Origin of the sequence: Wukongibacter baidiensis, from assembly GCF_050888315.1 — a bacterium.
Taxonomy (GTDB): domain Bacteria; phylum Bacillota; class Clostridia; order Peptostreptococcales; family Caminicellaceae; genus Wukongibacter; species Wukongibacter baidiensis.
Map to the genome: position 1 here is coordinate 3,602,490 of NZ_CP138202.1, position 15,152 is coordinate 3,617,641.

Sequence of the window (15,152 nt, forward strand, 5' to 3'; positions counted from 1 at the left end):
ATTTAGATGGAGGAAAACAAAGGAAATATTATACAAATAGATATTTCAGATGAAATGAAAAAATCCTATATAGATTATGCTATGAGTGTAATTGTAAGTAGAGCCCTTCCAGACGTAAGGGACGGACTTAAACCAGTTCATAGAAGAATATTGTATGCAATGGATGAGTTAGGTTTAGCTCCAGAAAAAGCCCATAGAAAATCAGCTCGTATTGTCGGGGATACCATGGGTAAGTACCATCCCCATGGAGATAGTTCTATATATAATGCTATGGTAAGGCTTGCTCAAGACTTTTCTACTAGATATATGCTGGTAAATGGACATGGGAACTTTGGTTCTATTGATGGTGATGGAGCCGCAGCAATGAGATATACTGAGGCAAAGCTTACTAAGCTTTCTGTAGAAATGCTTAGAGATATAGACAAGGAGACTGTAGATTACACACCTAACTTTGATGAAACCCTAAAGGAACCTTCAGTTCTACCGAGTAGATATCCTAACCTACTTGTAAATGGTTCTAATGGTATAGCAGTAGGTATGGCTACATCTATACCTCCTCATAATCTAGGAGAAGTTATTGATGCAGCTGTTAAGATGATAGATGATCCTGATGTAGGTATAGAGGATATAATTAGTATAGTTAAGGGCCCTGACTTCCCTACCGGGGCAATAATAATGGGCAAGGAAGCTATAAAGGATGCCTATAGAAGTGGTAGAGGGAAGGTAACAGTAAGATCAAAGGTTGATATTGAAGATATAGGTAAAGGCAAGAGTGCAATAATAGTTAATGAGATTCCTTATCAGGTAAATAAATCTAAAATGATTGAAGGAATAGCAGATCTAGTAAGAAATAAGAAGATTGAAGGAATAACCGACCTTAGGGACGAAAGTGATAGAAATGGTATAAGGGTTGTTATTGAACTTAAGAAGGATGTTAATGCTAATGTAGTTCTAAATAAATTATATAAGCATTCACAACTGCAAACAACATTTAGCATAAACATGATAGCCCTTGTTGATGGGCAACCAAAGGTTTTAAACCTTTACCAAATGCTAAGTTACTACTTAAAGCATCAGAAAGAAGTTGTAACAAGAAGAACTCAGTATGATCTTAAAAAGGCTGAAGCTAGGGCTCATATCTTAGAAGGTTTAAAGATAGCACTTGATAATATAGATGCCATAATAAGCCTGATAAGAGGATCTAAAAATGTTGCAGAGGCTAAAGAAGGCTTAATGAAGAACTTTAACCTGTCTGAAATTCAAGCACAGGCAATACTTGATATGAGACTTCAAAAGCTTACAGGTCTTGAAAGAGACAAGATTGATGCAGAATACGAAGAATTAATTATGACTATAACTAGATTAAGAGAAATCCTTTCAAATGAAAGACTTCTTATGAATATTATTAAAGATGAATTAATTGAAATAAGAGAAAAATATAGTGATGAAAGAAGAACAAATATATCTTTTAATGAAGATGATATAGATATAGAAGACCTAATAGATGAAGAAGATGTATTTATTACATTAACTCATCTAGGATATATTAAAAGGGTACCTGCTACAACCTACAGCAGTCAAAGAAGGGGTGGCAAAGGGGTATCTGGTCTTTCAACAAAGGAAGAGGATTTCGTTGAAAACATATTTATTACATCTACCCATAACTATATACTATTCTTCACTAATTTTGGAAAGGTTCATAGACTAAAGGCCTATGAAATTCCCGAAGCAAAGAGACAGGCTAAGGGTACAAATATTGTAAATCTTTTATATTTAGAACCTAATGAAAAGATTACCGCAATAATCCCTATTAAAGAATTCTCTGAAGGCGATTATTTAGTTATGGCAACTAAATATGGAATGATTAAGAAATCAGAATTATCCCAATTCAATACTTCAAGGAAAGCTGGACTAATTGCTATGGGTATTAAGGATGGAGATGAGCTCATAAGTGTTAAATTAACCGATGGAAATAAAGAGCTTATTCTAGTAACTGTAGATGCTATGTCAATTAGATTCAGTGAAAATGATGTAAGAAACATGGGAAGAGCAGCAAGGGGAGTTAAAGCTATTAGCCTAAATGAAAATGATTATGTAGTTGAGATGGGGCTAGTAGATGAAGGAACTGATCTATTAGTAGTTAGTGAAAATGGCTATGGAAAAAGAACTTCACTAGAAGAGTATAGAATCCAGACTAGGGGCGGTAAAGGAATCAAAACCTATAGCATAAGTAAGAAAACCGGTAGACTAGTAGGTTCTAAAATTGTTAATGATAATGATGAGATAATGATTATAAATACTTCAGGTATTGTAATAAGACTTGAAGTTAAAGGAATATCAAGATTTGGTAGAAGCACTAGGGGAGTAACCTTAATGAGAATTAAGGAAGATGATAGCGTAGTTTCTATAGCAAAGGTAGCAGAAAATATTGAAGAAGAACAGATAACAAAAGCATAATAAAAAGTGAGATATACATTGAGTATATCTCACTTTTTTTATGTTATTTAATATATTATGAAAGGTTTATTTTATAAGTGAAAAGTAAGTATGAGTATATATATGGGGTAGTCAAAAATGTAAAAATAGCTAGATCTATAAAGGCAAAGAATGAATATGATTTAATCAAATGTCTTCTATGCTTACTACTTTCTAAGAACATCTTAAGGCAATATAATGCGATTAAAGTTCCTAGAGCTAATAAAAAATATAAGCTTAATGGATTCTTTAAGAAGCTAGGTAAAAAGTTATAAACCTCAGAATTACTTAAAATATATCTAGTTGAAAAGGAAGCCTTTAAAGCTGAATGAAGTACTAGAATAATAATAAACATTTTTGTAGAATAGTTTTCTATTAATCTTAGATTTACTACTGAAACTATAAATATAAATAATATAATTGGTACAAATATATTCATAACTGATATTAAAGATATAAAGGCAGTAGGGACTAGACTTGTAAAGGTAGCCATAAATAAATCAGTCATCTCTCTGCCAGTTAATTTTTTTGAGGCATTAATTACGTCACCGTTATCACTTGACAGTAAAATTTGTTTATCCTTTCCATTAATATCAGTAGATACCAAGTAGTTATGACCATTTAAGGTAAAATAATATGGATTTAAAGATGTAGAGTTAGTTTTAGTTAAGAGCTTTTGATCTACTAAATTACCTTTATCATCTAATGTATACTTAATTAAATTAATTGTTTCCGTATCTTTACCTTTAATTATATTTCCCGATGCTATAAAGGTTAGACTATTTTTTTCATTTTTTAAAATTTGAGGACTAGGAATTAAGCTATTTGTTAAACTATCTATATTTAATGTGTTTTTTGAGAAACTTGAAGGATCATCGGGTGAAAACTTAAAATGGTGTAAGGTATTGACTGCAAATCTATTATCCGTTACAGAAGCCAATATATTTATAGTATCATTGATCAGCCCTATATCAACACGATTTAAAGACATCTTTGTAGAGTTTCCGAGGCTAGTTAACTTATGCCTAGTGAGATTATTACTCTTTAAATTATAGGTTAGGTAATTAAGGAATTTATCTCCAATATTCGTTTTTTCATATAAAACTATATGATACAATTCATTATTTAGATCTTTAGTGACTTCATATCTTTCAGCCTTTATATTTTCAATTGTTTCAATTTTACCTGAGGAATCGATTAAATTAAAGCTATTGTCATCCGAATACATAAATAAATCATTTTCTACTATAAAATCCTTGATCTGCGTTGCGATTATTTTGTTTGAAATAATTTCTTTAGTATTAGCATTCAGTTCATACTCTTTAAGCTCTTTATTTTCTAAGATATATAAAGCAATAATATCGCCTTTTAATATTCCTCTGATTTTCCTAACTGACTTTGTATTTAAATCTAGAGTTCCCTTTAAAGTAACAACTCCTATATCGTTTGTCTCTAAATAGTTAATAGTATTATTCTCAAACCAAAGTGTCAAAAAAGCATTTTTATCAATAAGAGGTAATGAAAAGATATTATTATTTGACATGGTATTACTAATACTATCAACCTTGAATTCAGTTAATGAGAGATTTCTACTCCAATTTTCTGAAGGCAACTCTAGTTCATTTTCATAAACTACTCCAAAATATGTTAAATAAAGAAGTAGAAGAGTAAATAGAAATATGAACTTCCAGTTTTTCATAAGTTTTAGCATGAATATTCCCCCCCTGTAAAAATCAAAATATAGTAAGATTTAAAAATCTACAATCATTGAAAAAACTAATCACCACCTTAAGTATATATGTATAGCTCAAAAAAATAGATATAATTAAATTATATAGAAAAATTTTACAACAGCAAACAAGAATAAGCAATTTGTTAAAATCATGTAATAAAAGAACATGTAACAATAAAATTCAAAGTTCAACATATTTTGATAAAGTAGCAATATATGATATTATTAATTTAATATGTATAATTTTAAAAATAAAAGTTTAATAAGAGTTTAATTGGGTAACTATAAAATAGTTTTTGTAAGGAGGTTTTTTTGTGTCTTTAAACATTAAAAAGGGTTTTGATAATGAAAAAAATCTATGGAACGTTGAATTAATGGGTGAAGTTGATATTTATACTGCAAGTAATTTAAAGGAAACATTGATTGACTTGCTAGAAGAAAAAGAAACAGATATAAGTATCGACTGTAAAGCCTTAGATTATATCGATAGCACTGGTCTAGGCGTTTTAATAGGTATTTTAAAAAGATTAAAAAATGTTGAAAAAAATATTATTATTACAAATCCAAAATCAAATATATCTAAACTTCTTAAAATAACTGGTTTAGACAAAATATTTATTATGGAGTAATCTAAAGTTAGGAAGGTGAAATTTTTTGATGACTGGGAAATGCGGAAATAGTGGTGAAGGTTTAAACAAGGAAAACGTTTGTATATCGTTACCTAGCAAACCAGAGTATGTAAGTGTTGCAAGGATGACTTCATCAGTTATAGCAAATAAGATAGGTTTTAATATTGAAGACATAGAAGATATAAAAGTAGCAGTAGGTGAAGCTTGTAATAACGCTGTACTCCATGGCTGTGGATGTAATAGCAACTTTAATGTAGAATTCACTATTAGTGGTGATAGTGTTATAATTGAAGTTAAGGATGAAGGTAGAGGTTTTGAGGTGGAAAAGTGCCCTGTTCCTGATATGTGTAACCCAAAGGAAGGCGGCCTTGGAATATTTATTATTAAATCCTTAATGGATAAGGTCGAGGTAGAATCTTCTCCTGAAAAAGGTACTATCATAAGAATGATTAAGTATCTAAATGAAGAAGACGAAGCTTATAATTAAGGGGATGAGAATATATGAAGAGCGCTACAAATAAAGCAAAGGCATACCAACTAGAATCCCTGAAGCATATAGATCATAAGGAATTGTTTAGAATATATAAAGAAACAAAGGATATAGAAATTAGAAATGAGCTCATTAATAGATATTTATATATACCGGAGATTCTATCTAAAAAATATATAAACAAAGGAATAGACTATGAAGATATATTCCAAGTTGCATCCCTTGGTCTCATCTATGCTATTGAAAGATTTGATATAGATAGAGGGTTCGAATTTTCCAGCTTTGCTACGCCTACCATTATCGGTGAAATAAAGAAATATTTTAGAGATAAAGGATGGGCCATAAGAGTTCCAAGAAGAATTCAAGAACTATCTAAAAAAGTCAATGATGTCAAAGTAAAGCTTCAACAAAACCTCCAAAGGGTACCAAAGGTAAAGGATATAGCTGAGTACTTAGCCGTTACAGAAGAAGCAGTTTTAGAAGCTATGGAGGCTAGCCAGGTTTATACACCTAAATCTCTTGATGTGAGTTATGATAATAACGGAGACGACAAAGAAGTACAACTTAAAGATATTATCGGAGAAGATGACAAGAGCTTCGATAAATTTGAGAATATGGACTTTATACAAAAATGTATGGAGAAATTTAATGAAGCAGAGGTTAAAATAGTTGAAGATAGATTTTTTAATAATATGACACAGGTCGATGTTGCCGCTAGATTAGGCGTCTCACAGATGACGGTTTCAAGGATGGAAAAGAAGATTATCAGTAAATTTAGAAATGAATTTAATAAATTGAATGAATTGTAGAGAGTTGACAGTTTTATCAAAATTGTCAGCTTTTTTTATAATATATAGGCAATTATAAACCTAATAAAGCTATGGATAATTTTATAATTTCCGTTATGTATTTCAACAAAGTCTACTTTGAGAATCTTCATCAAAGACTTTGTTTTTATTTAAGTCTAGGATAAAAAAACTTTTCTAAAGCGTTAACATTAATAAATAGTAAATTGTAGAAAAAAAGAGGAAAAAATAAATAAATGTCGAATAATAAACTAAATCGTATAATTGTTTACTAAAATACATGTATTATTATTTTTTTTTAATAAGTCAAAAATATTACATTTACTAATTACGAAAGGAAGTGTGAATAAGCGTAGGATTCAAAAACAGCAAACACAGCATAATCCCCTCCCGGTTGGGCAGTAAAATTATTACTAGCTAAGAGTTTTAATTAAAACTCTTATTGTAATAAAGATTAGCTATACTAAAATAAAAAGATGAGGTGGTTATCATGAAAAGCTTAAAGCAAAAGATTTTAATTCCTGTTTTGATTGTCGCAATATTAGGGATTTTTAGTCTGTCGTTTGTAGCCTATATGGAAGCTAGAAAAATGCTTATTAGTGATGTAGAAGAAATCTCGAAAAATAAGGTTGAAAAACTTGTGATTTCTGCTGATGATTCAATTAAGGTGTGGAAAGAAAAGATTGATGTACTTTCTACAATAGGCGTAGTAAAAGATACAGATTATAAGGGGTTAAAAAAATATACTACCCAAAATAGTAATATGTTTAAAGAGTTTGAAGCTATAATAATAAGTGGTAGAGATGGAAAATTTCTAAGTACTAGTGGACAGGGTGGAAATATTAGCGATAGGGCTTATTTTCCAAAGGTAATGAAGGGTGAGAGTATTGTATCTCAGCCAGTTATTTCAAAGGCTACTGGAAGACCTATTGTTGTTATTGCAGCCCCTATAAAAGATGATAATGGAAAGGTTATAGGTCTTATAGGAGGAACAGTAAATCTATCGATCATAACGGATATTGTTAACGCAGAAAAGTTAGGTGAAACAGGCTATGCATATATGATTAATAATAATGGTATAGTAATGGCCCATCCAAATAGTGAATTGATTTTGAAACAAAGCTTTTTAGAAAGTGAAAGTGAGAGCTTGGTTAAAATAACAGAAAAGATGATATCTGGAGAAGTTGGAACAGATAGCTATATGTACGAGGGAAAAGAAAAAATAGCAGCCTACGCCCCACTAAAATCCACTGGATGGTCTATAGCGATGTCAGCTTATTATTATGAGCTAACAGAAAGCATAGATAAATTTAGAGCTTTAATAATGACGATTGGAGCAATAACTGTAATTTTAATAGTATTAGTTATATACTTATTAGTTAATAGATCAATCAAACCATTAATTAAGATGACTGCTGTTACGAAGGATGTTGCGGCAGGAAACCTTAATGTAAAAGTTGATGTAAAAAGCAAAGACGAAGTAGGTATCCTAGCAAATAATTTTAATGAAATGATAAGTAATATGAGAAGCTTGATAGGTGAAATGAATGAGATGGGAAGGACTGTTGCTTCGGCTTCACAGCAAATGCTGGCTTCATCTGAAGAAGCTAGTAAAGTATCTGAGCAAGTAGCTACAACCATATCTGAACTGGCTGAAGGATCTAGTGAACAGGCTAAATCAACGCAAGAAGGTAGCAGTATGGTAAATGAATTAATAAATGGGATTTCAGTGATATCTGATAATGCCGTTAATTCTCAAAGAGCAACAGGAGATGCAATGGAAACTGTTGATGAAGGTATGAAAATACTAGAGCATCAAAAGAGTAAAATGCTAGAGAGTATGGAGGCGTCTCAGTCTGTTGCCATGGAAATCTCTACTTTATCTGAAAAATCTCAAAAAATAGGTCAGATAGTGGAATTAATAAGCAGTATCGCTGAACAAACTAATCTGTTGGCCCTTAATGCCGCAATCGAAGCTGCTAGAGCCGGAGAACAAGGAAAGGGATTTGCTGTTGTAGCTGAAGAGGTAAGAAAACTGGCAGAACAGTCAAGTATAGCAACTCAAGATATAGGAGGCTTAATAAGTGAAATAAAGACCGGAGTAGATAAAGCTGTTAAAGAAATGGATAAAGCTAAAGTTATAGTTGATGAGCAAAATAATGCTACTGAGAAAACTACAAGTGCATTTAGAAGTATCCTTGAAGCAGTTGAAGCAGTAACCACAAATATTGAGGAAGTTACAAAGGCTTCAGAACTATTAAATAGCAATTCAGTTTCAGTTGGTGAGGCTATTGAAAACGTAGCTAGTATAACAGAGGAAAATGCGGCGGGAACTGAAGAAGTTGCAGCTTCTACTGAGGAACAGAGTGCTACAATACATGAAATATCTACTTCTGCTGGGCAGCTAGCTGATTTATCTAGTAAGCTCCAAAGTATAATACATAGGTTTAAGATATAATATAAAAAAGTGGTATCTCAGAAGAATGAATTTCATTCTGAGACACCACTTTTTATCTTAAAATGTAACAAATCCCATCTTTTTCTTGACTCTATCTAAAATTTCATTAGATACTTCGTTAGCTCTCTTAGCTCCTTCTTTTAAAACCCTTTCAACTTCACCGGACTTCAGGATTTCTTCGTATCTAGTTTGAATAGGCTCTAAAGCAGAAACCACTACTTCAACTAAATCTTTTTTAAAAGCGCCATAACCCATGCCTTTATACTTACCTTCGATTTCATCTAAAGAGATTCCACTTAGAATGTTGTATATGGTCATGAGGTTACTAACTCCAGGCTTATTTTCTACATCAAACCTTACTTCGCTTTCACTATCGGTAACTGCCTTCATAATACTTTTTTTAATTTTTGAAGGACTGTCTAAAAGGTTTATCTTACTATGCTTGTTTTCATTACTCTTACTCATCTTATTTGTAGCATCATCAAGAGACATTATTCTTGCACCAAACTTAGCAATTAAAGGATCTGGTATAACAAAGGTTTCTCCATACTTATTATTAAATCTTATAGCAATATCACGACATAATTCAAGATGTTGCTTCTGATCATTACCTACAGGTACATAATGTGTATCATAAAGTAATATGTCAGCGGCCATAAGAACAGGATAAGTAAATAGACCAGTTGTAACCGTGTCCTTACCCAGACTTTTTTCCTTAAACTGAGTCATTCTATTTAATTCTCCCATATAGCTATTACATTGTAGAAGCCATGAAAGTTCAGCATGGGCTGGTACATGGGATTGAATAAATAAAGTAACCTTACTTGGGTCCAAGCCAACTGCCATATAAAGTGCGGCTAATTGTAATGAGTTTTCATATAACTCCTTAGGATCTTGAGGTACTGTAACGGAATGTAAATCCACTATGCAAAAGAAACAATCCATATCGTTTTGCAATTCAACAAAACGTTTAATAGCACCTATGTAATTTCCTATATGAATTTGAGATGTTGGTTGAACACCAGAAAAAACTCTTTTCATAGGAATACCTCCACTTCAAAATATAATTAATATGAAATTATTAGTAATAATATATTAATGTTTATAATATATTAAATAGCAATAATATACAAGTTAAATAGAAATAATTTAAATACAGAATTATAGACAAGATTAAAGAAAAATTCATACTATAAACATGTTTTCCCTATGGGAAATTAATATACCAAAAAAAAACAAAAGATGTTTATTGTAGAAGAAAATCTAAAGCGTTTTTATAGTAGGAGAGAAATAAAATATTAACTGTAACTATTGTAATAAGTAACTTATATCATTTATAAAAGAAGGTTTATTCATATTTTTTCACTTTAAAAAGTTAGACGTAAAAATACATTTGTACATCAAAGAAAAACAATTCGTATTGACAAAAATGTTACAACAAATTAAAATATTTATTACAACTACGTAACAAAATATTCATATGAACAAAAATTAGGTTCAGTTTTTTTTTGTGCCACAGTTAAAAAAATTGTGGAATGTTTAAAAAAATTAAGAGGGGGAGTTATTAAAATGAGAAAGGTAGCATTGTTTCTAGTTTTAGTAATGATTATTTCAACACTTGCAGTTGGTTGCGTACAGAAAGCAGAAGCACCGGCTGAACAATCTGGAGGAGAAGAAAGTGAAGTAATCAAGATAGGTGTATTTGAACCATTAACTGGTGCTAATGCAGCAGGTGGAGCACTAGAAAAGGAAGGTCTTGAATTAGCTCATGAATTATATCCTGAGGTTTTAGGAAAGAAAGTTGAATTAGTATTTGTTGACAATAAGTCAGATAAGGTTGAAGCAGCAAATGCAGCAACAAAGCTTATAGATCAAGATAAGGTTTCAGTTATAATCGGTAGCTGGGGAAGTGGATTCTCTATCTCAGCTGGTGAGGTTATAAAGAAGTCTGACAGAAAAGTAGCAGCAATCGGAACATCTTGTACAAACCCATTGGTTACAAAGGGAAATGATTATTACTTTAGAGTATGCTTTATAGATTCTTTCCAAGGAAATGTTATGGCAAACTATGCATACAATGAAGTTGGAGCCAAAAAGGTAGCCTTTATTATTGAAAAGACAAATGATTATGCAGTTGGATTAGCTAAATTCTTTGAGGATACATTTAAGGAATTAAGTGGTGATGAAGAATCAATTGTATCTAAAGCTTATTATAATACTGGTGACCAAGACTTTACTGCTCAATTAACAAGTATTAAGGAATCAGGAGCAGAAGCAATATTTGCCCCTGGTAACTTTACTGAATCAGCACTTGTAACAAAGCAGGCTAAAGAACTTGGACTTGATCTTCCAATACTTGGTGGAGATACTTGGGAAACTCCAGAGTTCATAGAAATTGCAGGGGATGCTGCAGAAGGCGTTGTATTCTCAACATTCTTCGATGCTAATGCTAAACTTACAGATAATACTACAAAGTTCTTAGAAGCTTATAAAGCAAAATACGATAAAGAACCAGCAGCTGTTACAGCACTAGCATTTGATGCGTACTTACTTGCAATTGATGCAATTGAAAAAGCTAACAGCACTGACCCTGTAGCTATAAGAGATGCTCTTGCAGCAACTAAGGATTTCCCAGGAGCCGCGGGTGTTGTTACTCTTGATGAAAATGGTGATGCTGTTAAATCTGCAGTAATTAAGACCGTTAAAGATGGAAAGTTTACTTATCTTACAATTGTTGAACCAATGAAAAAATAGTAATATAAATGAAATATATATTTGTAAAGCAATATTGTAGACTTCCCCATGGGAAGTCTACATTGTTATTATAAAATTATTTGAATATTCAAAATAAATTAGCAAAGAATCTTATAGAAAATAAGATATGGGGGAAAAAATATGAGTTTTAGTATTTTTCTACAGCACTTGGTCAATGGAATTTCCCTTGGTAGTTTATATGCACTTTTAGCTATAGGCTATACAATGGTATATGGAATTTTAAGACTGATAAATTTTGCCCATGGAGATGTTTTTATGTTAGGAACATATATAGCATTTTACGCTATAACATCTTTCCTACTCCCATGGTGGGCAGCATTTTTAATAGCAATAGTTTTAACATGTATATTCGGGATCATATTAGAAAGAGCTGCGTATAGACCTCTTCGAGATTCCCCAAGAATCTCAGTAATGATATCTGCCATTGGGGCATCCTTTCTTATAGAAAACTTAGCTATAGTTATATTCGGTGGAAGACCAAAGGCATTTCCTATAGCACCTATATTTTCAAAAATATTAAAATTTGGTGGCGTTTCTGTTGCAAGCGTTTCACTTCTAATACCAGTTATAACTGCCATAGCATTATATATATTAAACTATATAGTTAATCATACAAAGGTTGGGATGGCTATGAGAGCCGTTTCTAAGGATTATGAGGCAGCTAGACTTATGGGAATCGACGTCAACTCCATAATATCCTTTACCTTTGGAACTGGATCAGCCCTTGCAGCAATCGGTGGTATTATGTGGGGCTTAAAGTATCCGCAACTTATACCCCTTATGGGACTTATGCCAGGACTTAAATGCTTTATAGCCGCCGTTGTTGGAGGTATAGGTAATATACGTGGGGCTGTTATAGGAGGATTCATATTAGGACTAGGTGAGATAATGATAGTTGCATTCTCACCAGCATTGTCAGGATATAGAGATGCCTTTGCATTTGTCCTTTTAATAATAATACTACTAGTTAAACCTTCTGGTTTAATGGGACAAAATACAGTGGAGAAGGTGTAGAATATGAAGACGAAGAATATTTTGACACTAATTTCAATTGTAGCTTTTATAGGACTTCTATTAGTACTTAATGTTACACTTGGATCATATAAAATGAGAATTTTTAACCTGTGTGGTATTTATGTAATACTAGCACTTAGTATGAATCTTATTAACGGTTTTGTTGGACTTTTCTCCTTAGGTCATGCAGGATTTATGGCAGTAGGAGCATATACATGTGCACTGCTTACTATGTCCGCTGAAAATAAGGAAATGAACTTTTTCTTAGAGCCTATAGTACCATGGCTTAAAAATGTACAACTACCATTTCCTATAGCTTTAATAATAGCTGGAATTATGGCAGCAATAGCTGGAGCACTAATTGGAGCGCCCGTATTGAAATTAAAAGACGATTACTTAGCAATTGCTACCCTAGGTTTTGGTGAAATTATTAGGGTAATATTCACAAATACTCAAAGATTAACAAATGGGCCTTTAGGTATAAAAGGGCTTTCTACTATAGGGATAACAGGTCACCGCTTTGAGATTGTAATATGGACTTGGGGTGTGGCACTGGTTACCATAATATTTATGGCTCTCCTTATAAATAGTAGTTATGGTAGGGCATTTAAAGCCATCAGAGAAGATGAAATAGCTGCTGAAGCCATGGGAATAAACCTTTTTAAGCATAAAATGATGGCATTTGTTATTGGGTCATTTTTTGCAGGTATCGGTGGAGCCTTACTGGGTCATCTAATGGGAACCATAGACCCACTTATGTTCAGGTTCTTATTAACCTTTAATATAGTTCTTATTGTTGTTTTAGGAGGTATAGGAAGTATTACTGGAAGTGTGATAGCATCTGTAGTAATAACTATATCGATGGAGGTATTAAGGGTACTTGATGCAGATTTAAAAATAGGTGGATATATAGTAAAGGGTATACCTGGAATGCGTATGGTTGTTTTCTCAGCCCTGCTTATGTTGGTTATACTTTTCTATCAAAGAGGACTTATGGGAACCAACGAATTTACTTGGGATTGGATATTAAATAGAAAAAAGAAAACAGTTAAATCTTAATTAAGATAATGTTATTACTATGAAATCACCTCAATTTAAAAGGAAGTGAAAACGTGACTGTTTTAAGAGCAGATAAGATAACTATGAGATTTGGTGGGATTACTGCCGTTTCAGAATTTGATATGAGTATAGATAAGAATGAGATTATTGGACTAATAGGACCAAATGGAGCCGGAAAGACTACTAGTTTCAATATGATAACAGGAGTTTATACCCCTACTGAGGGAAGAATATATTTTGAGGATAAAGACATAACAGGAATGAAAACCCATGAAATAACTAAGCTGGGGATTGCTAGGACATTTCAAAACATAAGACTTTTTAAAGAACTGACGGTGCTTGATAATGTTTTGATTGCAAATCATATGAGACTTGGATCAAACTTATTTTCTGCAGTAGTTAAGACAAAGGACTATAGAGATAGAGAGAAAAGGATAATGGAAAAATCTATTTCATTACTGAAGGATGTAGGACTTGATGATCTTATGCATGAAAAATCTTCTTCACTTCCCTACGGTAAACAAAGAAGACTTGAGATAGCAAGGGCTCTTGCTACAGATCCAAAACTCCTTATATTAGATGAGCCTGCAGCGGGAATGAATCCTCAAGAATCATTGGAATTGATGGATTTTATTAGAGAGATTAGAGATCGATTTGATCTTACTATATTAATGATAGAACATCACATGCAGGTTGTTATGGGAGTTTGTGAGAGAATCTATGTACTTGACTACGGAGTAATGATAGCTGATGGAACACCTACTGAAGTACAAAATAATCCTAAGGTTATAGAAGCTTATTTAGGGGTGGAATAATGTTAAAAATAAGAGACTTAAATGTGCATTATGGTGGAATACATGCTTTAAAAGGAATTAGTATAGATGTTCCTGAAAATAAAATAGTTACCTTAATAGGAGCTAATGGGGCAGGAAAAAGCACGACCCTTAGAAGTACTATAGGAATTGTTAAAAGCTCTAGTGGAAGCATAGAATACAATGGCGAAGAGATTGCAAACAAAAGAACTAAGGATATAGTTTCAAAGGGTATAGTTTTGGTACCGGAAGGAAGAAGGGTTTTTCCAAACCTTACGGTTGAAGAAAATCTGATCTTAGGTGCTTATATTAGAAAAGATAAAAAAGAAATTAAGAAGGATATGGAATGGGTTTATGAGCTTTTTCCAAGATTAAAGGAGAGACTATGGCAAAAAGCTGGTACTATGTCTGGTGGGGAGCAGCAGATGCTTGCAGTAGGAAGAGCCCTAATGACAAAGCCTAAACTACTCATGATGGATGAACCTTCACTGGGTCTTGCACCACTTATAGTAAAAGATATATTTGATATAATAAAGGAAATCCATAGACAGGGAGTTACTATACTCCTAATAGAACAAAATGCTAAGGCGGCCTTAGAAGTTGCCGACTATGGATATGTACTTGAGACTGGGTCAATAGTACTTCAAGGAGAAGGTATGGAACTACTCAGTAATGATGAAGTTCAAAAAGCATATCTTGGAGAATAAAATTAAAGGATATAATAAATTTAAAACCTATGAGATGGTAATAAGTCTTATAGGTTTTAATATTTAGAAATTTGTAGTTGAGAAGTTAGACTAACTCAAGTAGTCACTGAGAATCCTTTTGGTTCATGCTATGAACCTGTTTTGAATTGAAGAATGAAGGTTAAAACAGGTTCACAAAAATCGCCAAAAGGAAAC

Annotated in this window: 12 protein-coding genes; 10 read left to right on the forward strand and 2 right to left on the reverse strand. The window is 32.4% G+C overall.

Features of this window, described 5'->3' with window-relative positions; translation table 11 throughout:
* Positions 1–6 precede the first annotated feature (6 nt).
* On the forward strand, positions 7–2,457 hold the full coding sequence (gyrA, locus tag R9X47_RS16245; protein WP_432662107.1) for a DNA gyrase subunit A: 2,451 nt from the start codon (positions 7–9) through the stop codon (positions 2,455–2,457).
* Positions 2,458–2,512: 55 nt separating this feature from the next.
* Here gyrA and R9X47_RS16250 read toward each other — a convergent pair whose 3' ends face one another.
* Positions 2,513–4,186, reverse strand: coding sequence for a hypothetical protein (locus tag R9X47_RS16250; RefSeq protein WP_432662108.1), 1,674 nt, complete (start codon positions 4,184–4,186; stop codon positions 2,513–2,515).
* Between the two features lie 335 nt (positions 4,187–4,521).
* Here R9X47_RS16250 and R9X47_RS16255 point away from each other — a divergent pair, with 335 nt between their 5' ends.
* The 4 genes from R9X47_RS16255 to R9X47_RS16270 all read left to right on the forward strand — a co-directional run bounded on the left by R9X47_RS16255 (position 4,522) and on the right by R9X47_RS16270 (position 8,590).
* Positions 4,522–4,836 carry an STAS domain-containing protein gene (locus tag R9X47_RS16255; protein WP_432662109.1) on the forward strand — a complete coding sequence of 105 codons (315 nt, stop codon included), beginning with the start codon at positions 4,522–4,524 and terminating at the stop codon, positions 4,834–4,836.
* Positions 4,837–4,864: 28 nt separating this feature from the next.
* Positions 4,865–5,323 carry an ATP-binding protein gene (locus R9X47_RS16260; protein WP_432662110.1) on the forward strand — a complete coding sequence of 153 codons (459 nt, stop codon included), beginning with the start codon at positions 4,865–4,867 and terminating at the stop codon, positions 5,321–5,323.
* 14 nt (positions 5,324–5,337) lie between these two features.
* Positions 5,338–6,135, forward strand: a complete 798-nt coding sequence (locus R9X47_RS16265; protein ID WP_432662111.1) for a SigB/SigF/SigG family RNA polymerase sigma factor — start codon at positions 5,338–5,340, stop codon at positions 6,133–6,135.
* A gap of 487 nt (positions 6,136–6,622) precedes the next feature.
* A complete protein-coding gene (locus tag R9X47_RS16270; protein ID WP_432662112.1) occupies positions 6,623–8,590 on the forward strand; it encodes a methyl-accepting chemotaxis protein in 1,968 nt (655 codons plus the stop codon).
* Positions 8,591–8,647: 57 nt separating this feature from the next.
* On the opposite strand, the gene trpS is transcribed toward R9X47_RS16270, so the two are convergent.
* Entirely contained in the window at positions 8,648–9,631 is a 984-nt protein-coding gene (gene trpS / locus R9X47_RS16275) for a tryptophan--tRNA ligase (protein WP_432662113.1), read from the reverse strand.
* Positions 9,632–10,159: 528 nt separating this feature from the next.
* Between trpS and R9X47_RS16280 the strand changes: the two genes are divergently transcribed.
* The 5 genes from R9X47_RS16280 (at position 10,160) to R9X47_RS16300 (ending at position 14,957) form a co-directional block, all read left to right on the forward strand.
* Positions 10,160–11,344, forward strand: coding sequence for an ABC transporter substrate-binding protein (locus R9X47_RS16280; protein WP_432662114.1), 1,185 nt, complete (start codon positions 10,160–10,162; stop codon positions 11,342–11,344).
* A gap of 141 nt (positions 11,345–11,485) precedes the next feature.
* Positions 11,486–12,379, forward strand: a complete 894-nt coding sequence (locus R9X47_RS16285) for a branched-chain amino acid ABC transporter permease (RefSeq protein WP_432662115.1) — start codon at positions 11,486–11,488, stop codon at positions 12,377–12,379.
* 3 nt (positions 12,380–12,382) lie between these two features.
* Positions 12,383–13,438, forward strand: coding sequence for a branched-chain amino acid ABC transporter permease (locus R9X47_RS16290; RefSeq protein ID WP_432662116.1), 1,056 nt, complete (start codon positions 12,383–12,385; stop codon positions 13,436–13,438).
* A gap of 53 nt (positions 13,439–13,491) precedes the next feature.
* A complete protein-coding gene (locus R9X47_RS16295) occupies positions 13,492–14,253 on the forward strand; it encodes an ABC transporter ATP-binding protein (RefSeq protein ID WP_432662117.1) in 762 nt (253 codons plus the stop codon).
* Complete coding sequence (locus R9X47_RS16300) at positions 14,253–14,957, forward strand: ABC transporter ATP-binding protein (RefSeq protein ID WP_432662118.1); 705 nt, start codon at positions 14,253–14,255, stop codon at positions 14,955–14,957. Before R9X47_RS16295 ends, R9X47_RS16300 begins: the two co-directional genes overlap by 1 nt.
* Positions 14,958–15,152 lie beyond the last annotated feature (195 nt).